The 21,865-nt window shown below is 74.6% G+C and carries 21 protein-coding genes; 11 read left to right on the top strand and 10 right to left on the bottom strand.

Translation table 11 applies throughout. The features are described 5' to 3' along the window. Positions 1–43 precede the first annotated feature (43 nt). The 3 genes from NI25_RS33780 to NI25_RS33770 all read left to right on the top strand — a co-directional run bounded on the left by NI25_RS33780 (position 44) and on the right by NI25_RS33770 (position 2,775). Positions 44–721, top strand: a complete 678-nt coding sequence (locus NI25_RS33780) for a uracil-DNA glycosylase (RefSeq protein ID WP_061446098.1) — start codon at positions 44–46, stop codon at positions 719–721. Continuing rightward, positions 718–1,710 carry an N-acetylglucosamine kinase gene (locus tag NI25_RS33775; protein ID WP_061446097.1) on the top strand — a complete coding sequence of 331 codons (993 nt, stop codon included), beginning with the start codon at positions 718–720 and terminating at the stop codon, positions 1,708–1,710. The genes NI25_RS33780 and NI25_RS33775 overlap by 4 nt, the downstream gene beginning before the upstream one ends. Positions 1,711–1,848: 138 nt before the next feature. Next, the gene (locus NI25_RS33770; RefSeq protein WP_061446096.1) at positions 1,849–2,775 is read left to right on the top strand and encodes a sirohydrochlorin chelatase; all 927 of its coding nucleotides are present in this window, start codon (positions 1,849–1,851) and stop codon (positions 2,773–2,775) included. A 299-nt stretch (positions 2,776–3,074) separates the two neighbouring features. Here the strand turns inward: NI25_RS33770 and NI25_RS33765 are convergent, their stop codons facing one another. Then, positions 3,075–4,112 carry a lactonase family protein gene (locus tag NI25_RS33765; RefSeq protein WP_061446095.1) on the bottom strand — a complete coding sequence of 346 codons (1,038 nt, stop codon included), beginning with the start codon at positions 4,110–4,112 and terminating at the stop codon, positions 3,075–3,077. 212 nt (positions 4,113–4,324) lie between these two features. Further along, complete coding sequence (locus NI25_RS33760) at positions 4,325–5,815, bottom strand: FUSC family protein (RefSeq protein WP_061446094.1); 1,491 nt, start codon at positions 5,813–5,815, stop codon at positions 4,325–4,327. 226 nt (positions 5,816–6,041) lie between these two features. Between NI25_RS33760 and NI25_RS33755 the strand changes: the two genes are divergently transcribed. The 3 genes from NI25_RS33755 (at position 6,042) to NI25_RS33745 (ending at position 8,079) form a co-directional block, all read left to right on the top strand. Further along, entirely contained in the window at positions 6,042–6,518 is a 477-nt protein-coding gene (locus tag NI25_RS33755) for an Lrp/AsnC family transcriptional regulator (RefSeq protein WP_061446093.1), read from the top strand. 29 nt (positions 6,519–6,547) lie between these two features. Next, entirely contained in the window at positions 6,548–7,255 is a 708-nt protein-coding gene (locus NI25_RS33750) for an HAD family hydrolase (protein ID WP_061446092.1), read from the top strand. Positions 7,256–7,338: 83 nt separating this feature from the next. Then, a complete protein-coding gene (locus tag NI25_RS33745) occupies positions 7,339–8,079 on the top strand; it encodes a DUF4142 domain-containing protein (protein WP_061446091.1) in 741 nt (246 codons plus the stop codon). A gap of 20 nt (positions 8,080–8,099) precedes the next feature. Here the strand turns inward: NI25_RS33745 and NI25_RS33740 are convergent, their stop codons facing one another. After that, on the bottom strand, positions 8,100–8,927 hold the full coding sequence (locus tag NI25_RS33740; RefSeq protein ID WP_061446090.1) for a LysR substrate-binding domain-containing protein: 828 nt from the start codon (positions 8,925–8,927) through the stop codon (positions 8,100–8,102). Positions 8,928–8,985: 58 nt separating this feature from the next. Between NI25_RS33740 and NI25_RS33735 the strand changes: the two genes are divergently transcribed. Next, complete coding sequence (locus NI25_RS33735; RefSeq protein ID WP_061446089.1) at positions 8,986–9,384, top strand: DUF5997 family protein; 399 nt, start codon at positions 8,986–8,988, stop codon at positions 9,382–9,384. 130 nt (positions 9,385–9,514) lie between these two features. Here the strand turns inward: NI25_RS33735 and NI25_RS33730 are convergent, their stop codons facing one another. From NI25_RS33730 to NI25_RS33720, 3 genes are all read right to left on the bottom strand, one after another. Then, complete coding sequence (locus NI25_RS33730; RefSeq protein WP_061446088.1) at positions 9,515–10,009, bottom strand: DUF1360 domain-containing protein; 495 nt, start codon at positions 10,007–10,009, stop codon at positions 9,515–9,517. A 66-nt stretch (positions 10,010–10,075) separates the two neighbouring features. Next, complete coding sequence (locus tag NI25_RS33725) at positions 10,076–10,489, bottom strand: DUF2267 domain-containing protein (RefSeq protein ID WP_061446087.1); 414 nt, start codon at positions 10,487–10,489, stop codon at positions 10,076–10,078. A gap of 94 nt (positions 10,490–10,583) precedes the next feature. Then, a complete protein-coding gene (locus NI25_RS33720) occupies positions 10,584–11,675 on the bottom strand; it encodes an MGDG synthase family glycosyltransferase (RefSeq protein WP_061447207.1) in 1,092 nt (363 codons plus the stop codon). A 261-nt stretch (positions 11,676–11,936) separates the two neighbouring features. Here NI25_RS33720 and NI25_RS33715 point away from each other — a divergent pair, with 261 nt between their 5' ends. From NI25_RS33715 to NI25_RS33700, 4 genes are all read left to right on the top strand, one after another. Next, positions 11,937–12,791, top strand: coding sequence for an SDR family NAD(P)-dependent oxidoreductase (locus NI25_RS33715; protein WP_061446086.1), 855 nt, complete (start codon positions 11,937–11,939; stop codon positions 12,789–12,791). Between the two features lie 16 nt (positions 12,792–12,807). Then, positions 12,808–13,713 carry a DMT family transporter gene (locus NI25_RS33710; protein ID WP_061446085.1) on the top strand — a complete coding sequence of 302 codons (906 nt, stop codon included), beginning with the start codon at positions 12,808–12,810 and terminating at the stop codon, positions 13,711–13,713. A gap of 168 nt (positions 13,714–13,881) precedes the next feature. Continuing rightward, positions 13,882–14,718: a polysaccharide deacetylase family protein gene (locus NI25_RS33705; protein WP_061446084.1), complete on the top strand. Its 837-nt coding sequence runs from the start codon at positions 13,882–13,884 to the stop codon at positions 14,716–14,718. Between the two features lie 10 nt (positions 14,719–14,728). After that, the gene (locus NI25_RS33700) at positions 14,729–16,507 is read left to right on the top strand and encodes a glycoside hydrolase family 15 protein (protein ID WP_061446083.1); all 1,779 of its coding nucleotides are present in this window, start codon (positions 14,729–14,731) and stop codon (positions 16,505–16,507) included. Positions 16,508–16,804: 297 nt separating this feature from the next. On the opposite strand, the gene NI25_RS33695 is transcribed toward NI25_RS33700, so the two are convergent. The 4 genes from NI25_RS33695 to NI25_RS33680 are packed head-to-tail and all read right to left on the bottom strand — an operon-like array spanning position 16,805 to position 21,669. Continuing rightward, complete coding sequence (locus NI25_RS33695; RefSeq protein ID WP_061446082.1) at positions 16,805–17,935, bottom strand: XdhC family protein; 1,131 nt, start codon at positions 17,933–17,935, stop codon at positions 16,805–16,807. Beyond that, positions 17,928–20,078, bottom strand: coding sequence for a xanthine dehydrogenase family protein molybdopterin-binding subunit (locus tag NI25_RS33690; RefSeq protein ID WP_061446081.1), 2,151 nt, complete (start codon positions 20,076–20,078; stop codon positions 17,928–17,930). Before NI25_RS33690 ends, NI25_RS33695 begins: the two co-directional genes overlap by 8 nt. Beyond that, positions 20,075–21,067, bottom strand: a complete 993-nt coding sequence (locus tag NI25_RS33685; RefSeq protein WP_061446080.1) for an FAD binding domain-containing protein — start codon at positions 21,065–21,067, stop codon at positions 20,075–20,077. Before NI25_RS33685 ends, NI25_RS33690 begins: the two co-directional genes overlap by 4 nt. After that, entirely contained in the window at positions 21,064–21,669 is a 606-nt protein-coding gene (locus NI25_RS33680; RefSeq protein ID WP_061446079.1) for a 2Fe-2S iron-sulfur cluster-binding protein, read from the bottom strand. The genes NI25_RS33685 and NI25_RS33680 overlap by 4 nt, the downstream gene beginning before the upstream one ends. Positions 21,670–21,865: the final 196 nt, after the last annotated feature.

The raw sequence follows: 21,865 nt of genomic DNA, 5'->3' as shown, positions 1-21,865 counted from the left end.
ACCGGTTGATCGGCGTCACCCGTACGGCAGTAGGGTGACGCCCGTGGCACCACGACCCTTGAATGAAATCGTCGAAGCGGGCTGGGCGAAGGCCCTGGAGCCCGTCGCCGGACGGATCACCGCGATGGGTGAGTTCCTGCGCGCGGAGATCGCCGCCGGACGCACCTACCTCCCGGCCGGGGCGAACGTCCTGCGGGCCTTCCAGCAGCCCTTCGACGACGTACGGGTCCTGATCGTCGGACAGGACCCGTATCCCACCCCGGGGCACGCGGTGGGGCTGTCGTTCTCCGTCGCGCCCGAGGTACGCCCGCTGCCGGGCAGCCTGGTCAACATCTTCCGGGAGCTCAACACCGACCTGAACCTGCCGCACCCCTCCAACGGGGACCTGACACCCTGGACCCGGCAGGGCGTTCTGCTGCTCAACAGGGCGCTCACCACGGCCCCGCGCAAGCCCGCGGCCCACCGCGGCAAGGGCTGGGAAGAGGTCACCGAGCAGGCGATACGGGCGCTGGCGGCGCGCGGCAAGCCGATGGTGTCCATCCTCTGGGGCCGCGACGCCCGCAATCTGCGGCCGCTGCTCGGCGACCTGCCGGCCGTGGAGTCCGCGCACCCGTCGCCGATGTCGGCCGACCGGGGCTTCTTCGGCTCCCGTCCGTTCAGCCGGGCCAACGACCTGCTGATGCGTCTGGGAGGTCAGCCGGTCGACTGGCGTCTGCCGTGAGCGGCGTCGGCTTCCTGGCCGTGGATTCCGGCGGCTCGGGGCTGCGCGTCGTCGTCGGCACCGCCGTCGGCGACGGATCCGGTCCGCCCGGCCCGCGAGGCCGGCGTGTCTCGGGGGAACCCGTCCGCACCGGCCCGCGCGGGATCGATCCCGAACATCTCGTGGGGCAACTCCTGCCCATGGCCAGGGCGCTGGCCGAAGAGACCGGAGTGACCCGGCTCGACACCGTCGTCGTCGGGGCCGCCGGGCTGGCCACGCTCGGCGACGCGCTGCGCGCCGAACTGCCGGGCGCGCTGGCCCGGGAGCTGGGCGCGCGGACGGTCGCGCTGGCCGCCGACGCCGTCACCGCGTACGTGGGCGCCCTGGGTCCGCGGACCGGGGCGGTGGTGGCCGCCGGCACCGGGCTGATCGCCGTCGGCACCGATCTGTCCCGCTGGCGCCGGGCTGACGGCTGGGGACATCTGCTGGGCGACTGCGGCAGCGGCGCCTGGATCGGGCGGGCCGGCCTCGAGGCGGCGCTGCGCGCCCACGACGGGCGGGAGGGCGGCTCGCCGCCGCTGCTGGCCCGGGCCGAGGAGTGCTTCGGTCCGGCGGCGGGCCTGCCGGGGCGGGTGTATCCGCGCCCCGACCGTCCCGCCGTGCTCGCCTCCTTCGCGCCCGAGGTGGCCGTGTGCGCGGCCGACGACCCCGTCGCCGCGGGAATCCTGCGTGCCGCCGCGCGGCACATGGCCGACTCGGCCGCGGCGGTCTGCCCGGCCGTCGGTGAGCCCCGGGTCGCGGTCACCGGCGGACTGACGCGGATGGGCGATCCGCTCCTCGTGCCCCTGGAAGAGGAACTGGCCGAGCGGCTGCCGCAGGCGCGGTGGATTTCCGCGGCGGGTGATCCGCTCGACGGCTCGGTCCGGATCGCGACCGACCTGGCGGCCGGCTCGCTCGCCCTTCCGAGTGACGAGAGGATGCTGTGGGTGACGAGCGTGCCGAGCGGCTGAGAAGTGGTCGGCCGACGAGGTGAATCGTGCCGATGTCGGCCGATCCGTACATCACTCATCAGACAAAACCGGACGGATACCGCTCACCTGCACCCTCCCCGAACAGGGAAACCCCGGAAACCAGTAACATGCGGCGCCATGAGCTCCCCCACTGGGCCCGCGTCCGGCCTGCCAGTACGAATGCCGCGCCCCCGCCAGCCCGGACGGCACCGCCGTCCCGAACCCCTGGTGGCTCCCGAGGGCGCGCCGGCGCTCGTCCTCGCGGTGCCGGGGACGCCCAGCAGCGCCACCCGTAGCCTCGCCGACGAGGTCATCAGCATCGCCCGTTCCGAGCTGCCCGGACTCGACGCCCGGGTCGGTCACCTCGACGGGGACGACGACGCCGAGTTCCCCTCCCTGAGCAGCGTGCTCGTGCGCGCCGCCGAGGAGCGCACCGCCCGCTTCGAGCAGGCCCGCGCGGCCGGCCTGGACGTGAAGGAGCCCGAGGGTCCCGTCGCGGTCGTCGTGCCGCTGCTCGCCGGGCCGGACAACGCGCTGCTGCGCCGGATCCGGCAGGCCGTCATGGACAGCAAGATCGCGGCCGAGCTGACCGATGTGCTCGGCCCGCATCCGCTGCTCGCCGAGGCGCTGCACGTGCGGCTCTCCGAGGCCGGTCTCGCCCGTGCCGACCGTGCCCGCCTGTTCACGGTGGCGACCGCGGCGGACGGCATCATCCTGGCTTCCGTCGGCGGTGACGAGGCCGTGCAGGCGGCCGGGATCACCGGCATGCTGCTCGCGGCGCGCCTCGCCGTGCCGGTGATCGCGGCGGCGCTGGACGAGGAGGGCTCGATCGCGTCCGTGGCCGAGCAGCTACGTTCCTCGGGCTCCCAGCAGCTGGCGCTCGCGCCGTATCTGATCGGGCCGGAGATCGAGGCGTCCGTACTGGAGGAGGCCGCCAAGGAGGCGGGCTGCTCCACCGCCGAGCCGCTCGGTCCGTACCCGGCGATCGGCAAGCTGGCGCTGGCCAAGTACACGTCGGCGCTCGGGATCTCGCCGCAGCAGGTGCAGGGGGCGCCGGTTCGGTGACAGACGCGTGCGCTTGGGTTTCCAGGCGTGTGTGAAGGGGGCCGCTCCAGTGGAGGAGCGACCCCCTTCGGCGTTGCGGGGCCGTCGGTCGTGGACGCGCCCTGCGTGCCGGCGGGCCGGGAGGGTGGGTCGCGCGCCCGGCGCCGGCGGGGTGCCTCCCCCAGTGCCTGAACGGCCTGGGAGGCACACCCCCAGCGCCCACCCGTGCCACGCCCCAGCGGCACGATTGCCGCCCGCAGCCGGAGCGGGGCGGGGTGGCGGCTGCCCCCAGCTACGGCGACGCCGCGGCTGTCCGGGGTTCAGGGGGTGAGGATTACGCAGGAGGCTGCCGGGACGGCGAGGGAGCCTGTGCGGCGGGGGATGCCTGTGGCGGGGTCCAGGGCGAACCAGGTCACGTCTCCGGAGCGTTCGTTGGCCGCGTACAGAAAGCCGTCGGACACGGAGATGTCGCGAGGCCAGTGGCCGCCGCAGGGCACGGTGGCCGACAGGCGCAGCCCGTCCGGCTCCACGACGAACACGGACAGGAGGTCCTCCCCGCGAGTCGCCGTCCACACGAAGCGCCCGTCGGTCGAGACGGCGATGCCGGACGGGTAGGCGTCGCCCGCCGGGGCGCCCGGCAGCACCGGCACCTCGGTGAGGGGCTTGACGGTGCCGTCGGCGGCGTCCCAGTGGCAGACGGTGACGGTGGGCGCCAGTTCGTTGACGACGTAGACGTGGGTGCCGTCCGGGTGGAAGGCCAGGTGCCGCGGTCCCGAACCCGGCCGGAGCGCGATCTCCCGGTGCACTGCGGGGACACCGTCCACGAGGGTGCAGACCCGCACCGAGTCGGTGCCCAGGTCCACGCTGACGGCCCACCGCCCGCTGGGGTCGGGCCGTACCTGGTGGGCGTGCGCCCCCTGCTGCCGCTGGGCGTGCGGGCCGGAGCCGGTGTGCCGCAGGACGCCGGACGCGGACCGGGCGAGGGTGCCGTCGGCGCGGACCGGCACGGCGGTGACGGTGCCGGAGCCGTAGTTGGCTGTCAGCAGGTGCCCGGCGTACAGACTCAGATGGGTCGGTCCATCGCCCTCGACGGGCACCGGGCGCCCGGCGGGCTCGGGCCTCCCTCCGCTCACGCGGAAGGCCGCCACCGCGCCCTCGGCCGTCTCGCTGACGGCGTAGAGCGTGTTCCCGTCGGGAGCCAGGGCCAGGTAGGAGGGATCGGCCAGGCCGTCCGTGCCGCTCACGACCGTGAGGGCGCCGGTGTCGGGGGCGACGGTCGCCGTCAGGATTCCGGGCCCGCCGGCCGCCGTGAACGATCCGATGTATGCCCGCCGCTGCCGCGTGCCGCCGTCCTCCACCGCTGCCCCTCTCGTCCCGCTTCCTCTGCCCGCTGCGCTGTGCGTCGCGTCCGGTGCCGACCCGGTCGTCGCGTCCGGTGCCGACCCGGTCGGCCGACCCGGTCGACCGGCTCGACCGAGCCGGCTGATCGCCGCCGGGAGCGACGGTAGCAGTCGATCAGGTGCGGTCTAGACCAAACGGGTGTCGTCGGTGGGGAGGCGGTGGGGCCGCGTCAGGTGCCGGCCAGTCGCGAACCGGACGGGCTGCGCAGGGGCGCGGCGAGTTCGGCGAGGGCGTGCTCCAGGCCGTGGAGGTGGGCCAACGCGGGTTCGGCGGCGCGGGGCCCGCTCTCGTGGGCGGGGACGGAGCCACCGCCGGTGAGTGCCTCGACCGCGGCCTCGACACGCCAGCAGGCGGCGGCCAGCCGGGCGTCGTGCGAGGCCTCGGGGTCGGCGGCGACGGCGACCAGGCCGCGGATCTCCCGGGCGCAGTCGTCGAGCAGGTCGAGGACCCGGCGGGCCCGCCGCCTGCGGCCGTACATCGGGCTCAGCGGGTGCACGAGCGGGGCGACCGACAGCCGTACCCGGCCGAGCAGCTGCTCCAGTTCGGCCACGCGCGGCGCCGGGTCGGCGCCCTCGGTCCCGGCGAGGCGTGCGGCGGCCTCCGCGGTGCAGGCGTGCACGCAGCGCAGCGCACGCTGGATCCAGACGTCGGTGACGGCGTGCGTGGTGACGGGCAGGACGAAGAGCACGGCGAGCGCGGCGCCGAGCGCGCCCACGCCGGTCTCGGCGATCCGCAGCGCCAGCAGGCCGGGGCTGAGGACGCCCAGGAGGCCGTAGAGCAGCTCGGCGAGCAGGGTCACGCAGAGCATCATCCAGGTGTAGGAGACCGCGGCGGTGTAGAAGATGCCGAACACGCAGGCCGCGGCGAGGACGGCGGTGGGCACCGGCGAACCGGCCACCGGCACGGCGATCAGGAAGCCCAGGCCGATGCCGACGACCGTGCCGAGGACCCGGCGGAAGCCGCGCACCAGCGTCTCTCCGCGCGAGGTGGTGTTGACGAACACCCACCAGGTGGCGCCGACGGCCCAGTACCAGCGGTCGCCCGACACCAGCTGGCCGACGACCAGGGCGAAGCCGGCGCCCGCGGTGGCCTGCACGGCCTGGCGGGTGGTGATGCGGGCCAGACCGGTGCCGGCGGGCGGCGCGGGGACGGCGGGCGCGGGCCGGCGGCGCTCGTAGCACCACAGGCCGAACCGCACCGCCGCCGCGGTGGCCACGGACAGCAGGACGGCGGCGTACATCTCGGGCAGCCGGTCCGTGGTCGCGTGCAGGAACTGGGCGATGAAGAAGGTCATGAAGGCGAACACGCCCAGGCTGTGCCCGCGCGGCCCCCAGCGGCGCGCGTACACGCCCGCGCCGACGACGGCGAGGAACGTGAGGTCCCGTGCCACGGGGAGGTCGTGCAGCGCCGCGGCGGCGGTGAGCACGGGCAGTCCGGCCACCGGCAGCAGTGCGGTGGTGAGGGCCTGGCCGCGCACGGTGGCGTCGGTGACGGTGAACAGCGCGAGCAGGGCGGCGAGGCCGCCGATGATCGCGCCCACCAGGGAGGTACCGGCCAGCCCGCACACCACGACGGCCAGCCCGATGCCGAGGACGGCCCGGGCGGCGAACCGCAGCCGGGACCGTCCCGGGTCCGGGCTCACGAACACCTTCTTCAGCACTGATTACCGCCCCCTCGCTCACTCACGCCCACTGGCCCGGAAGTCGTCGCACGCAAAAGGCGCCGCGGAGTCCGCAGCGCCATCGACACGTCTATAGGAGCATCTCCACCGCCAGTGGCTCAACAGGCTGCTGACCAGGTGGTCCATTGGTACAGTGATCACGCCTTTTCCGCAGCCACGGACGGGCCAATGGCCGACTTGCCGACCGAAGGGGGCCGGATCCGCGATGGCCGTCGACGAACTCGACACCCGCATCCTGCGGCTGCTGCTGGAGCAGCCGCGCACCAGCGTGCGCGAGTACGCCCGGATCCTCGGGATCGCCCGGGGCACGCTCCAGGCCCGGCTGGACCGCCTGGAGCGCGACGGCGTGATCACCGGCACCGCCCCCTCCCTGTCCCCCGCCGCCCTGGGCCACCCGGTGCTCGCGTTCGTGCACATCGAGGTCACCCAGGGTCATCTGGACGAGGTGGGCGAGGCGCTGTCGGCGGTGCCGGAGATCGTCGAGGCCTTCTCGATCACGGGCGGCGGGGACCTGCTGACCCGCGTCGTGGCCCGCGACAACGCGCATCTGGAGGACGTGGTGCAGAAGCTGATCAGCCTGCCCGGCGTGGTCCGCACCCGCAGCGAGGTGGCGCTGCGCGAGCGGGTGCCGCACCGGCTGCTGCCGCTCGTGGAGTCGATCGGGCGCTCGGCCCGCAGGTGATCCTTGGCATCCTGGACCCCATGAGCAGCATGGGCGCACTTGGCGGCATCTCGGTCGTCTTCGATCTCGACGGAACGCTCGTGGACAGCGAGCCGAACTACTACGAAGCGGGCCGGCGCACCCTCGCCGCGTACGGCGTCGCGGACTTCACCTGGGCCGACCACGAGGCGTACGTGGGCATCAGCACCCGGGAGACGGTCGCCGACTGGAAGCGGCGGTACGGGCTGCGGGCCACGGTCGAGGAACTGCTCGCCGTCAAGAACCGCCACTACCTGGAGCTCGCCCGCACCTCGGCCCGCGCGTACCCCGAGATGCGGAAGTTCGTCGAGCTGCTGGCGGACGAGGGCGTGCCGATGGCGGTGGCGTCGGGCTCGTCGCCCGAGGCGATCGGGGCGATCCTCGCCCGCACCGGCCTGGACGCGCACCTGCGCACGGTCGTCTCGGCCGACGAGGTGGCGCGGGGCAAGCCCGCCCCCGACGTGTTCCTGGAGGCGGCCCGCCGCCTGGGGGCACGACCGGCCCGCTGCGTGGTCCTGGAGGACGCCGCCCCGGGGGCCGCCGCGGCGCATGCGGCCGGGATGCGCTGCATCGCGATCCCGTACGTCGCGGACCAGGCCGACGCCCCGGAGTTCGCCACCGCGGACCTGCTGCTACGCGGCGGGCAGGAGGAGTTCACCGCGCGGCTGGCGTACGACTGGCTGGTGCGCCCGGAGACGATGCGGCGGGAAAAGAACTGAGCTACTGCCCGAAACGGTGATCAGAACGCCGCTCGTATCCGTACCTCCTGGCGTCCGAGCCTGTCTTCGTCCCGGGAGGCACGATGCGCGTCACGCGCGCCACGGCAGGGACCGCCTTCGTGGCCGGTGCCCTGATCCTCACTCTCTCCGCCCTCGCCTACCCGGCCATGCTCGGGGTGCAGAACGCGGGGAGCGACCAGGCCCGGGTCGTCACCAACACGCGGTACGGGCCGCTCACCGAGCAGGACCGGGACTTCGTGGTGAAGGTGCGTGCCGCGGGGCTCTGGGAGCACCCGCTGGGGCTGATGGCCATGGAACGGGGGACGACACCGGAGATGAGGGAGGCCGGCGAGCACTTGGTCGTCGGCCACTCCCGGCTGGACGCCACCTGCCGCAGGATCGCGCCGGAGCTGGGCATCACCCTGCCCAATCTGGCCTCGCCGCAGCAGCAGCAGTTCGTGTCGACCGTGGACGGGACGACGGGCAAGCAGTTCGACACCACGGCGGTCAACATCATGCGGATCACGCACGGCCAGATCTTCCCGGTCATCGCCAAGATCCGCGCCAACACCAAGAACTCCCTGGTGCGGCAGCTCGCCGACCAGGCCAACGACACCGTGCTCGACCACATCACCGTGCTGGAGAAGACCGGACTGGTCAATTTCGACCAGGTCAACTTCCAGCAGACCGCCCCGCCGAACCTGCCCAAGGTGCAGCTCACTCCCCCGGCGCCGCAGCCGGGCGAGCCGGTGCTCTCGCTCACCGCTCCGCCCGGCCTCGAGGTCAACACGTCGGCGCCGACGCCGAGTCCGACCGTGCGCTGACGGTGCGCCCGCCGACGGGGTCAGCGGTGCCGGGGCCGGCCGCCGCGCCCCCCGCCCCTGCCCTTGCCCGCGCTTCCGGTCCGGCGGTTGCCGCCGGTACCGCGCCGGGCGACGCCGCCGGTCTGCTTTCCGCCGGCCTTCCCGCCCGACCCGCCGCCCGTCCCGCCTCCTGCCGCCTTGCGGCGCACGGAGCCGGCCGCTTCCCCGCGCCCGTCCTTCGAGCGCGCCGGTCCGGGCTGCCGGCCCCGGGTGCTGTTGACGGTCCGGCCCCGGACGATGCCGATGAAGTCCTCGACCCGGTCCGTGTGCGCGGACTCGGGCCAGGACAGGGCCACGCTCGACTCCGGGGCGTCCGTGACCGTGCGGTACGTGAGGTCCTTGCGGTGGTGCAGCCGGGCCAGCGACAGGGGCACGAGCAGGACGCCGATCCCGGCCGCCACGAGCTCCACGGCGTCCGCGGTGGTGGCCGGACGCTCCAGCGCGGGCCTGCCCGGCGGCCGGTCCCAGCCGAGGACGTCGTCCAGGGGGTGCAGCACGATCTCGTCGGCGAGGTCCTCGACGGTCACCTCGTCGGCCGCGGTGACGAGGTGGTCCCTGGGGATCAGCACGACCGTCGTCTCGGTGTAGAGGGGGATGGCGCTGAGCAGGGTCCGGTCGACGGGCAGCCGCACCAGTCCGGCGTCGGCGTCACCGTCCAGCAGCACGCGGCTCGCCCCGGCGGCCGGGACCTGAGCCAGGGCGAGAGGGACGTCCGGCAGCCGCTCGTTCCAGATGCGCACCCATTTGTCGGGCGTCACCCCCGGGACGTACGCGAGCCGGAACGAGGGGGGAGCTTCCGAACCTGTCACCCGGCCAGGTTACCGGGCGTGGTCGGGAGCCACTCACACGATCGATACCCTTGACGGCATGACGTCGCACCAGAACACCCAGACCATGAAGCCCGCGACCGCGGCGAAGAAGCTGGGTGTGTACCTCGAAGCCACACCCGCCGAGTTCCGGGAGGGCGTCGTCACGCGTGCCGAGCTGAACGCGCTTCAGGCCGACCCGCCCGCGTGGCTGCGCGAGCTGCGGCGCGACGGTCCGCACCCGCGGCCCGTGGTCGCGGCCAAGCTGGGCGTCTCCATCGCGGGCCTGCACCGGGGCGGGGTCGCCGAGCCGCTCACCACGGCGCAGATCGACGCGCTGAAGCAGGAGCGCCCGGAGTGGCTGGAGCGGGAGCAGGCCGTCCAGGCGGACGTGCGCAAGGAGGCGGCACGCGTGAAGAAGCTGCACGCGGAGCGTGCCGAGCGCGCCCAGCACGACTGAGCGACCGCCCGGCGCGGCGACGGCCCGCAGCTCCTCGGCCCGCCCGGCCCGGCGGTCGCGCCGAGTGCGTCTCGGCCGGCCGAGTGCCTCTCGGCCGCCGGGCCGCGGGCATCGCTCATTCGGCCACCGCTCAGCCTTCCGCCTTCTGTGCCGTCAGGCTCCACGCGTACTGCAACCAGTCCGACACCACGACCGCGCTCAGACCCGCGCTCAGCAGCCGCCCCGCGCGGGGCGCGACGGCGTAGGTGCCGACGAGTCCGCCGGCCACCCAGGCAGAGGTGCAGAACGGGCAGGAGACCAGGTCCCCGACCGCACGGCGCAGACCGGTGCCGCGCCCGGCGTCCATCACCTCGTTGGCGTTGCCCTCGCCCTCCCGGCTGGTGAAGGGCGCTCGCAGGAAGCTGGTGACCTTGTCCTTGGTCAGCAGCCGGGAGGCCTTGAACGTCGCCGTTCCGAGCAGGGCCACGTCCCAGGCGGGGACGGTGTCGGGCAGGCGGACCCCGCGGCGCCAGGCCGTGACCGCGAACACACCGGCGCTCGCCGCGAAGGTCGCCGCGAGCGTCGCGTACCCGGCCAGGGGCGTCTCCTCCTCGTCGGCGTAGCGCCGCTCGACGTCGTCCGTCATGGGTGTCTCCTCGGTCTTTCTCGGTCTTTCTCGGTCTTCGTCGGTCCTCGTGGGTCTTCCCCGGTCTCAGTGGGGGGCTCGGTCGGGCCGCTCTCCGTGGGGCACCGGGCCGCCGAAGAGGTCGGCACAGTCCGCGGGCAGGCGGGCCAGCAGACGGTCGACCCGTTCGCGCGGCACCGCTTCGGCGAGGGTGGCCAGCACGGCGCCCGCGTCCCACTCGGCGGTGCGCGGCCGGGCGCCGGTCTGCTGGGCCACCCGCCGCAGGAACTCCTCACGGCCGAAGGACTCGGGGCGCCCCCGCTCCAGGCGGAGCGCGTCGTCCAGCGGTGCGGGCAGCTCGGCGGCCAGAGCGGCGGCCTCCTCCGGAGCGACGCGGGACGCGATCACCCACAGGACGGCCGTGGTGACCTGCTCGGCCTCGTCGTCGCCGTGGAACTCGCCGCGGTCGCGGACCCGGGTCAGGAACTCGTCGAGCCGCACGGCGTCGCCTCCTTGTGCCGGTTCGCGCTCCGGGGCGGGTGCCCCGGGGCCGGAGGGGGAAACGGGCGCGTGCGGCCCCGTCGTAAGCGCGCTCTCAGCGTGGTGTGCGCGCACGGGCGGCGTCGGCGACGTCGGTCACCAGGGTCAGGGCGTCCGCGTTCCGGGTGAACAGCGCGCGTCCGGCGGCGATCCGCTGCTTCCGGGCCGGGCCCGGTGCGGTGAGCCGCCGCAACGCGTCCAGCAGCGCGGTCTCGTCCTCGGCGACCTCGGACACGCCGAGCGCGGCCATCCGCCGGACGCCGTCGGCGCCGTGGCCGGGGATCGGGCGGTGGCCCACGACCGGCAGTCCGGCCGCGAGCGCCTGTACGGCGGTCTGTCCGGCCGCGTTGTCGACGAGCGCCCGGGCGGCGTGGAGCAGGCCGGGCATGTCCGTCACCCAGCCCAGGGCGAGGACGCCCGGTGTGCCGGACAGCCTGTGCCGCAGCCGCTGGTTGTCGCCGCAGAGCACGACCGGGAGGAAGCCGTGGTCCGTCAGGAGCCGGACCGTGGCGTCCAGGTGCGAGCCGACGCCCCAGGCACCGGCGGACAGCACCACGGCGGGCCGGCCGGGGCCCAGCCGGTCGAACATGTCCCGCCACTGGGCGGCACCCGGCGCGTCGGCAGGGCCTGGGGAGAACTCCGGCGCCACGACGGGACCGCACACACCCGCAGGCGTGCCGGTACTCGCCCGCACCCGGCGCGCGGCGTCCTCGGTGAGGCACAGGCAGTGGTCGTTGCCGGGATGCAGCCACTGCCGGTGCAGCTCGAAGTCGATCACCAGGACGACGGCGGGCACGGGCAGCAGCCCGCGCTCCCTCAGGTGACCGGTCAGCTGGGCGCCCAGGTGGAAGACGGGCACGACGACGTCCGCCCCCGTGCGCTCGGCCAGCTCGCGCAGTCTGCTCCCGGCGAGCCGGGCCAGGGGCGTCCCGCTGGGGCGGCGTCCGGCGCCGGGCCGCAGGAAGAGGCGGTACACGGCGGCGTACGCCCAGGGGAAGTGCCGTACCGATCCGCGGTAGAAGCACCTGAGCAGCGTTCCCAGGCCGTACGGCAGCAGGGCGAGGACGTCGACGATCCGGGCGGCGTCGCCGCGCTCGCGCGCCCGGCGGACCAGTTCGGCGGCGACCGTGTCGTGACCGGCGCCCATGCTCGCGCTGATCACCAGCAGGCGTCTGCCGTCCCGCGGGCCGCGCGGGAGACCGAAGGGGCGGGACTCTGACGAGCTGCGAGGATGCACAGCGGACCAGGTTGCCGACACCGCGGGTTCCAAACCACGCCATATATCCGCATAAGGGCGTTTCGGACGCGCCGCCAGGGATACTCCGTGACCGCCCGTCCGGCCGGACGGCGGAGCCCGACCACCCGGTCGGTCGCTTCGCGGTGCCCGCCCCGAGCCAAGGTGGTCCTCATGGTCCATGCGTTCTCCCGTCCCCGCTCCGTCCCCGGACCGCAGGTCGTCGCCCCCGACGCGGACGACGCGAGGCCCCGGCGACGGCCCGTCGGGACCCGGGACCCGCGGACCCGTACGGCTCTGGTGACCGGGGCGTCCTCCGGCATCGGCGCGGCCGTGGCCCGTCGGTTCGGCGGCGAGGACGGCTGGCGGCTGGTGCTCACGGGACGTGACCCGGTGCGGCTGCGTCAGGTGGCCGACGACACCTCGGCGACCGCCTTCGCGGCGGATCTCACCCTCCCCGGTGCCGACCGGCAGCTCACCGACTTCACGACGGCCACGTCGGGCCCGGTGGACCTGCTGGTCGCCGGAGCCGGTGCGGGCTGGGCCGGGGAGTTCCTGGACATGCCCCCGCACCGTATCGACGAGGTCTTCGACATCAACGTGCTGGCCACGTTGCGCCTGGTGCGGCTGCTGCTGCCCGGGATGGTGGCGGCGGGCTCGGGGCGGGTGGTGCTCATCGGCTCACTGGCGGGCAGTGTCGCGGTGCGCGACGAGGCCGTGTACTCCGCCGCCAAGGCCGCGATCGGCGCCTTCGCCGACTCGCTGCGCTACGAGTTGCGGGGCACCGGCGTGGGGGTCACCCATGTGGTGCCCGGTGTCGTCGACACTCCGTTCTTCGAGCGCCGGGGCACCCCCTACCGACGGTCCAGGCCGCGCCCGGTGCCTCCCGAGCAGGTGGCCGACGCGGTGCGGAACGCGGTGCTGCGGGACCGGGACGAGGTATACGTGCCCTCGTGGCTGCGTCTGCCGTGCCGGGTGCGGGGTGCGGCTCCGGGACTCTACCGGCGGCTGGCCGCACGATTCGGATGACCGGGAGCCCGTCGCGGTGAGCGTCCTCACCGTCGTCCTCGCCCTGTTCGCGGCGCTGTCCAACGCGGCGGCGTCCGTACTGCAGCGCCGGGCCGCGGCCCAGGACGAGGACCGGGCGGGAGCCCGGCACACGGTGCTGCGTTCTCTGCTGCGCATGGTGCGCGACCGGTACTGGATCGGCGGGGCGGCGCTGCTCGCGCTGACGACGGTGTTGCAGGCGTCCGCGCTGGCGGTGGGCAGTCTGGCCGTCGTCCAGCCACTGATGGCCACCGAACTGCTGTTCACGCTGGTGGTGGGCAGTGCGGTCTTCCACCGGCGTCCGGACTCACGCACCTGGCTGGCGTTCGCGGCCCTGGCCGTGGGGCTGGCGCTGTTCCTCGGCTCCGCCGCTCCGTCGGCCGGCCACGACACCGCCACCCAGGGCCGGTGGATCTGGGCGGGGCTGGCGCTGTTCGTCCTGATCACGGTCCTCGCCTCGGTCGGCAGCCTGGTGCACGGCGCGCCCCGCGCCGCTCTGTTCGGATCGGCGTCCGCCGTGGGGTTCGGCGGTACGGCGGCGCTGCTCAAGGAACTCACCGGGCGGCTCCCCCAGGGCGTGGGCGAGGTGCTGACCCAGTGGCCGCCCTACGCCACAGCGGTGGTCGGCGTGGTCAGCTTCCTGCTGTTGCAGAGCGCCCTGCGGGCCGGGACCCTCGCCGCCTCGCAGCCGGCGCTGACTCTCGGCGACGCGCTGACCAGCGTCGCGCTGGGCTGGGCGCTGTTCGGCGAGGAGATCCTGCTCGGCGTGCGGGTGCTGCCCGAGCTGATCGGCGTGGCGCTGATCGGCCTCGGCAGCGTCGGACTGGCCCGGGCTCCGTCGGTCCACGGCGCCTGGGACACTGCCCCGGCGGCGCGGGACGGACCGGGGCGGGCGGTGAAGTGATGAGCGACCCGGGAGGGGCGAACCGAGGTCCACGAACCGAGGTCCACGAACGGAGATCGACGCGCTGAGGTCGACGAACCGAGATCGACGAAGCGAGACCAACACTCCGAAATCGACGAACCGAGATCAGCGAAACATCGGCGAACACAACGGCCCGGAGGCACCAGGATGCGTCAGAGGTTTCCCGCCGGACGGGTGGTGTGCGCCACCGCACCGGTCGTCGCCGCCGCCCTGGCCCACGTCGGACCGGCCGCGACCTGGCTGCCGGGGCTGCGCCGGCGCCGGTTCCCCGGGCTCGCCGGGCAGGGCAGCCCGAGTCACGTGGCGCTCACCTTCGACGACGGCCCGGACCCCGGCTCCACACCGCTCTTCCTCGACGCACTGGACGTGCTCGGCGTACGGGCGACGTTCTTCGTCCTGGGCGAGAACGTCGTGCGGCACCCAGAGGTGGCCCGCGAACTGGTCCGGCGCGGACACGAACTCGCCGTCCACGGCTGGACGCACGACCGCCCCTGGTGGCCGTCGCCGGCCCGGGACGCGCGTGAGCTGCTGCGTACCGCCCGGGTGGTGGGCGAGGTGGCCGACCGGGCTCCCCACTGGTACCGGCCGCCGTACGGCATCCTCACCTCCGGACGCTGGGCGGCCGCCCGCCGGGCCGGGCTGCGGCCCGTGCTGTGGACGGCCTGGGGCAAGGACTGGCGGCACGACGCCACGCCCGCCTCGGTACGCGCGACCGTCGCGGCGGACCTGCGCGGCGGCGGCACGATCCTTCTCCACGACACCGATCACGCCTCGGCTCCGGGCAGCTGGCGTGCCACACTCGGCGCGCTGCCGGACCTCGTGCGCGACTGCCGCGAGGCGGGCCTGACCGTGGGGCCGCTGTGCGAGCACGGGACGGGGCTCGGCGGGACGGACGAGGCGGATGGGGACTCGGTGCCGGCGGGTGCTGGGCGGAGCGGGCGGACCGAGCGGCCCGCACCGTTTCGGTCACCGGCGCCGGGATAGCCGTAGCGGCATGAAGGACAGCGACGATGCGCGCGCGACGCAACCGGACACGTCGTGCCCGCCCTGGGCGCTGCGCGAGTACGCCGTACTGGCCGATGGTGAACGGGGGGCGGTCCTGGACCCCCGGGGCCGGATCGTGTGGCTGTGCGCCCCGCGGTGGCACGACGACGCGGTGTTCTCCACGCTGATCGGCGGGGCCGGTCACTTCACCGTGGAACCCGCGGACCCCTGGCACGTCTGGGGCGGCTCCTACGAGGAGGGCACGCTGATCCGGGTGAGCCGGTGGGTGACCTCCGGCTGCGTGATCGAGTGCCGTGAGGCCCTGGCCCTGCCGTCCCGTACGGACCGGCTCGTGCTGCTGCGCCGCATGCGGGTGGAGCGGGGTGAGGCCCGGCTGAACCTGGGCCTGGACCCGCGGCCCCGCTTCGGTGAGGTCCGGATGCGCGAGCCCCGGCGGGAGGGAGACGTGTGGACGGCCGAGGCGGAGGGTCTGCGGATGCGGCTCGCCGGGGCGCCGGACGCGGTGTGGCGGGACGCGGCCGGACTGTGCGGCGTTTTCCGGCTGCGCGAGGGCGAGACGCACGACCTCGTACTGGAACTGTCCGCGGGACGGGAGACCGAGCGGCTCGACGCCGACGCGTTGTGGCGGGCCACGGAACGTGAGTGGCGGCAGGCGGTCCCGGACTGCTCGCGGCTGGTGGCGCCCCGCGACGCCAGGCACGCGTACGCCGTGCTGCGCGGACTGACCAGTGTCTCCGGGGGGATGGTCGCGGCGGCCACCACGTCCCTGCCGGAGCGGGCCAACAGCGGGCGCAACTACGACTACCGCTACGCCTGGCTGCGCGACCAGTGCTACGCCGGTCTCGCGGTCGCCGCGCACGGGCCGCACCCGTTGGCCGACGACGCCGTACGCTTCGTCGCCGAGCGCATCCTCGCCGACGGCGACGGGGTGCGCCCCGCGTACACGGTCGACGGCCGGCCGGTCGGGCACGAGCGCTCCCTGCGGCTGTCCGGCTACCCCGGCGGCAACGACCTCGTCGGCAATGACGCGGGAGCCCAGTTCCAGCTGGACACCTTCGGCGAGGCGCTGCAACTGTTCGCCGCGGCGGCCGCGCACGACCGGCTGACCGAGGAGGCGCGGCGGGCCGCGATCCTCTCGGTGGACGTCGTCGAGCGGCAGTGGCTGAAGCCGGACGCCGGTCTCTGGGAGTTGGAGGACCGGTGGTGGACCCACTCCAGACTGAGCGTGGTGTGCGGGCTGCGGCGGATGGCCGAAGTGCTGCCCGGGAAGGACGGACGCCGGTGCGCCGACCTCGCCGACACGGTGCTGCGGGAGACCCGGCGCCGGTGCCTGCTCCCCGACGGCCGCTGGCGGCGGGCCGAGGACGACGACGGACCCGAGGCCGCGCTGCTGGTGCCGATGGCCCGCGGCTGCACCTTCGGGGACGGCGACTGCGACGCGGCCACCCGGGCGTACATCGAGTCCCGCCTGACCGAGGACGGGTACCTGTACCGCTTCGAACACGCCGGAATGTCGCTCGGGGAGGCCGAGGGCGCGTTCCTGCTCTGCGGTTTCACGATGGCGCTCGCCACGCACCGCGTCGGCGACCGGGTCGGCGCGTTCCGCTGGTTCGAGCGCACCCGGGCGGCCTGCGGACCGCCCGGGCTGTTCGCCGAGGAGTACGACGTGCGCCAGCGCCAGCTCCGCGGCAATCTGCCGCAGGCCTTCGTGCACGCCGTGATGCTGGAGTGCGCGGTGCGCCTGGCCGGCGAGTCGACGCTGCCCTGACTTTCGGGCGTGCGGCGCCGGCCCGCCCGCCCCTGCGTGCGGGTCGCACGCAGGGTTCCGGCACGCCGCCCGTCGCGTCGGCCCCCGGCGGACACGCGACGGGCCGGTCGAACGGGGTCACGACTCGCCTGGCGCCCTCTTTTTCTGGGTCTTTTCCGGGTCTCTTCTGGGGGGCGTCCGGCTGGGGCGGCGAGCCCGGCAGATGCCCCCCGGCGGGCCGGTAGCGATCGGCCCGCGGTCGCATGACCGGGACGGGTGTGCGCCAACGGCCGTCCGCCGGCTCACCGCCCCCTTTCCTCAAGCGGCAGCCCCCGTCACCTCCCGGTGGATCGGTGTGGCCCCGCCCGTCAGGGGGGCTCCCGTGCCGCCGCGGCGGAGGGCGACGATCTCCGCCGCGATGGACAGGGCCGTCTCCTCGGGGGTGCGGGCGCCCAGGTCGAGGCCGATCGGTGAGCGGAGCCGCGCGAGCTCGTCCTCGGTCAGGCCCGCCTCGCGCAGCCGTCGGGCGCGGTCCTCGTGAGTGCGGCGCGAGCCCATCGCGCCGACGAACGCGACCGGCATCCGCAGTGCCTCCGTGAGCAGCGGCACGTCGAACTTGGCGTCGTGGGTGAGCACGCACAGCATCGTGCGCCCGTCGGTCGGGGTGCTGCGCAGGTAGCGGTGCGGCCAGTCGACGACGACTTCGTCGGCCTCGGGGAAGCGGGCCCGCGTGGCGAAGACGGGCCGGGCGTCGCACACGGTGACGTGGTGTCCGAGGAACTTCCCCGCCCGCACCAGCGCCGCCGCGAAGTCGACGGCCCCGAAGACGATCATGCGCGGCGGCGGCACGCTGGACTCGACGAGCAGGGTGAGACCGCCGGGGCAGTGCGACCCGTCCTCCGAGAGCCCGACCGTGCCGGTCCGGCCGGCGTCCAGCAGGGCAGCGGCCTCGGCGGCCGCTGTGCGGTCCAGGTCGGGGTGGCCGCCGAGACCGCCCTCGTGGGTTCCGTCGGCGCGGACCAGCAGCGCCCGGCCCAACAGGTCGGACGGGCCCCGCACGATCCGGGCGAGGGCCGTGGTCCCGCCCCCGGCGGCGGTGGCCAGCGCCGACCGGAACACCTCCCGCGCCGGTGCGTCGGCGCCGACCGGCGTGACCAGGACGTCGACGATCCCGCCGCAGGTCAGCCCGACCGCGAAGGCGTCCTCGTCGCTGTAGCCGAAGCGTTCGCGGACCGTCTCGCCGCTGCGCAGGGCGTCGGTGCACAGCTCGTACACCGCGCCCTCCACGCAGCCGCCGGAGACCGAGCCGATCGCCGTGCCCTCGCTGTCGACGGCGAGGGCGGCGCCGGGCCCGCGCGGTGCGCTGCCGCCGACGGATACGACGGTGGCGACGGCGAACTCCCGGCCCTCGGCGAGCCAGCGGTTCAGCTCGTCGGCGATGTCAAGCATCCGTGCCGCCCCCGGTCGCGGGCACTCCCGCCGCCAGCACGCGGTCGGGCCGGATCGGCAGGTTGCGGTGGCGGACGCCGGTCGCGTGGCGCACCGCGTTGGCGACGGCCGCCGCGGCGCCCACGACCCCGATCTCGCCGACGCCCTTGATGCCCACCGGATCGTCCGGGTCGGGGTCGTCGACCCAGTCCGCCTGGACGTCGCCCACGTCGGCGTTGGTGGCGACGTGGTAGCCGGCGAGGTCGGGGGCGTAGAGGGCACCGCTGGCCCGGTCCCGTACCGCCTCCTCGTGCAGGGCCATGGAGATGCCCCAGACCATCCCGCCGACGAGTTGGTTGCGGGCGGTGAGCGGGTTGACGATCCGGCCCGCCGCGAAGATGCCGAGCATGCGGCGCACCCGTACCTCGCCGGTGGCGGGGTCTACGGCGACCTCGGCGAACTGCGCCCCGAAGGAGTGCCGTTCCTTCTGTGCGAGGCGGCCGAGGGCCTCGGTGGTGTCGGACCGCACGGTGATGCCCTCGGCCGGGATGTCGGCGCCCAGGGCGAGGCGCTCGCGCAGTTCGGCGGCCGCGGCCGTGATCGCCCAGGCCCAGGAGCGGGTGCCCATCGAGCCTCCCGCGATCATCGCCGGTCCGAAGTCGCTGTCACCGATGCGGACCCGGACCCGCTCGGGCGCGACCTCCAGCGCGTCGGCCGCGACCAGGGTGAGCGCCGTGCGGGCGCCGGTGCCGATGTCGGCGGCGGCGATCCGCACGGTGAAGGTCCCGTCCGCCTCCGCGGTCACCAGGGCCGTGGAGGGGCCGGCGCCCGAGTGGAAGGAGGCGGCGGCGGTGCCCGTGCCCAGCAGCCAGCGTCCGTCGCGGCGCACGCCGGGGCGCGGGTCGCGCCCGGCCCAGCCGAACCGCCGGGCGCCCTCGCGGAAGCACGCCTCCAGGTTGCGGCTGCTGAACGGCAGCCCCGACACCGGGCCCACCTCGGGCTCGTTGCGCAGGCGCAGCTCGATGGGGTCGACGCCGCAGCGCTCGGCCAGTTCGTCGAGGGCCGACTCGATGGCGAAGGAGCCCGGCGCCTCGCCCGGCGCGCGCATGAACGTCGGTGACGGCACGTCGAGTGGCGTGACCTCGTTGGCCGTGTGGTGCGCGGCGGCGTCGTACATCACCCGGGCCACGCCCGCGCTGGGCTCGACGAACTCGTAGACGGTGGACGTCTGGTTCAGCGAGCGGTGTTCCAGGGCGCGCAGCCGGCCGTCGGCGTCGGCGCCCAGCCGTACGCGCTGGACGGTGGGGCTGCGGTAGCCGGCCAGCGAGAACATCTGGCGCCGCGTCATCACCACGCGCACCGGCCGCTGCAGTTGGGTCGCGGCCATCACGGCGGCGACCTGGTGGGCGCGCAGGCCCTTGCTGCCGAAGCCGCCGCCGATGTGCTCGGAGCGCACCCGCACCGCGGACGCGTCCAGCGAGAACATGCTGGCCAGTTCGCTCTGGATCCAGGTGGTGCCCTGGTTGGAGTCGACGACCTCCAGCCGGCCGCCGTCCCACCGGGCCGTGGCGGCGTGCGGCTCCATCATGCTGTGGTGCTCTTCGGGCGTGGTGTACTCCTCGTCCACCACGACGGCGGACGCGGCGAGGCCGGCCGTCAGGTCGCCCTTGGCGGTCTCGCCGGGCATGACGCCGCCGGCCGGGTGGGCGCCCGGGTGGCCGGTGGTGAGTTCGGTGTCGTGCGGTTCCTCGTCGTAGGCGACGACGAGGGCCTCGGCGGCCTCCCGGGCCTGCTCGGGCGTCTCGGCGACGACGAGGGCGACCGGCCAGCCCGCGTGCGGCACGCGGTCCTGCTGGAAGACGGCGGCGGTCGGGTCCGGTGCCATGCCGAGCAGGCCGACGTAGTCGGTCTCCACGCGCGGGGCGTTGCCGTGGTGCAGGACGGCGAGCACGCCGGGCATGGCGAGGACGGGCTCGGTGTCGATCGCGCGGACGCGGCCGCGGGCCACGGTGGACAGCACCAGCCAGCCGTGTGCGAGGTCGGCGAAGGGGATTTCGCCGGCGTAGCGGGCGGCTCCGGTGACCTTGTCGCGCCCCTCGACGCGGGTGTGGGCGGTGCCGACGGCGCCCCGGGCCGTCGTGCGGCCGGTCGTGGCGGTGGTCATCGGGCGGCCTCCCCGGCGAGTTCGGTCAGGACGGCCACGACGAGGTTGCGCATGAGGGTCACCTTGTATCCGTTGTCGGGCAGCGGCCTGACGGCCGCGAGTTCGGCGTCCGCGGCGGCGGCGAAGGTCTCGCCGTCGGCCGGTGCTCCGGTGAGCACGGCCTCGGCCGCGCGGGCCCGCCAGGGTCGCGAGGCGACGGCGCCGAAGGCCAGCCGGGCCTCGCGCACGACACCGTCCTCGATGTCGAGCGCGGCGGCGACCGAACCGATCGCGAAGGCGTAGGAGGCACGCTCGCGCACCTTGCGGTAGCGGGAGCGGGCGGCGACCGGGGCTGGCGGCAGGGTGACGCCGGTGATCAGTGCGCCGGGCGGCAGGGCGGTCTCCCGGTGCGGGGTGTCCCCGACGGGGAGGTAGAAGTCGGCCAGCGGCAACCGGCCGGGGCCTTCGAGGGTTTCGTAGCCGACGACGGCGTCGAAGGCGGCGAGGGCCACGCCCATGTCGGAGGGGTGGACGGCCACGCAGTGGTCGGAGGCGCCCAAGACGGCGTGGTTGTGGTGCTCGCCGGTGATCGCGGGGCAACCGCTGCCGGGGGCGCGCTTGTTGCAGGGCTTGCTGAGGTCGGTGAAGTAGCCGCAGCGGGTGCGCTGGAGGAGGTTGCCGCCGACGGTGGCCATGTTGCGCAGCTGGCCGGAGGCACCGGCCAGGACCGCCTGGGCGAGGGCCGGGTAGCGGCGGCGTACTTCGGGGTGGGCGGCGAGGTCGCTGTTGGTGACGGTGGCGCCGATGCGCAGGCCGCCGTCAGGGGTCTCCTCGATGCCGTCCAGGGGGAGTTCGCGGACGTCGACGAGCCGGGCGGGGCGTTCGACGCCCGTCTTCATCAGGTCGACCAGGTTGGTGCCGCCGCCGAGGAAGCGGGCGTCCGGGTCGGCGGCGAGCAGGGCCACGGCGCCGGAGACGTCGTCGGCGCGCTGGTATCCGAACTCCCTCATGCCGCGGTCTCCTTCACCGTCTCGGCGGACAGGCCGCCGTCGCCGTCCCGCACGGCAGCGGCCTCGTGGGCCTCGGCCGCGCGGGTGACCGCCTGGACGATGGAGACGTAGGCGCCGCAGCGGCACAGGTTGCCGCTCATCCGTTCGCGGATCTCGTCCGGTGTCAGGGGCGGGGGCCCGGCCTCGGGGCGTACGTCCTCGGTGGCGGCGCTGGGCCAGCCGGCCGCGTGCTCCTCGATGACGGCGATCGCGGAGCAGATCTGTCCGGGTGTGCAGTAGCCGCACTGGTATCCGTCGAGGTCGAGGAAGGCCTGTTGGACCGGGTGCAGCCGGTCGCCGTCGGCCATGCCCTCAATGGTGGTGATCTCGCGTCCCTCGGCGGCGACGGCGAGGTTCAGGCAGGAGACGGCGCGGCGTCCGTCGACCAGGACGGTGCAGGCTCCGCACTGGCCCTGGTCACAGCCCTTCTTGGTACCGGTCAGATCCAGTCGCTCGCGCAGGGCGTCGAGCAGGGTGGTGCGGTGGTCGACGGTCAGCTGGTGCTTCTCGCCGTTGATGTTCAGGGTGACGGCGCTGGACGTCGACGAGGGCGTTGGGGCCATGGTCAGCCTTCTTTGGTGTCCGGTGACAGCGGGGTGTCTGTTGACAGGGAGAAACGGGCTGTAGGCAGTGGGGGGCATTCGCGGCCGGTCGACCACCGGCCGGGGTCACGCGGCCGCGTCCGCCGCTAGACTGGGCGGGTAACCGGACAACTGTCCGCTGCTGAAAACGTAACGGACAGCTGTCCGCTTAGCAAGG

This window comes from Streptomyces sp. CCM_MD2014 (genome assembly GCF_000772045.1).
In the GTDB taxonomy this organism is placed as follows: Bacteria; Actinomycetota; Actinomycetes; order Streptomycetales; family Streptomycetaceae; genus Streptomyces; species Streptomyces salinarius.
The sequence above is the reverse complement of the archived record's forward strand: the minus strand, read 5'-3'. Positions and strand labels throughout refer to the sequence as shown.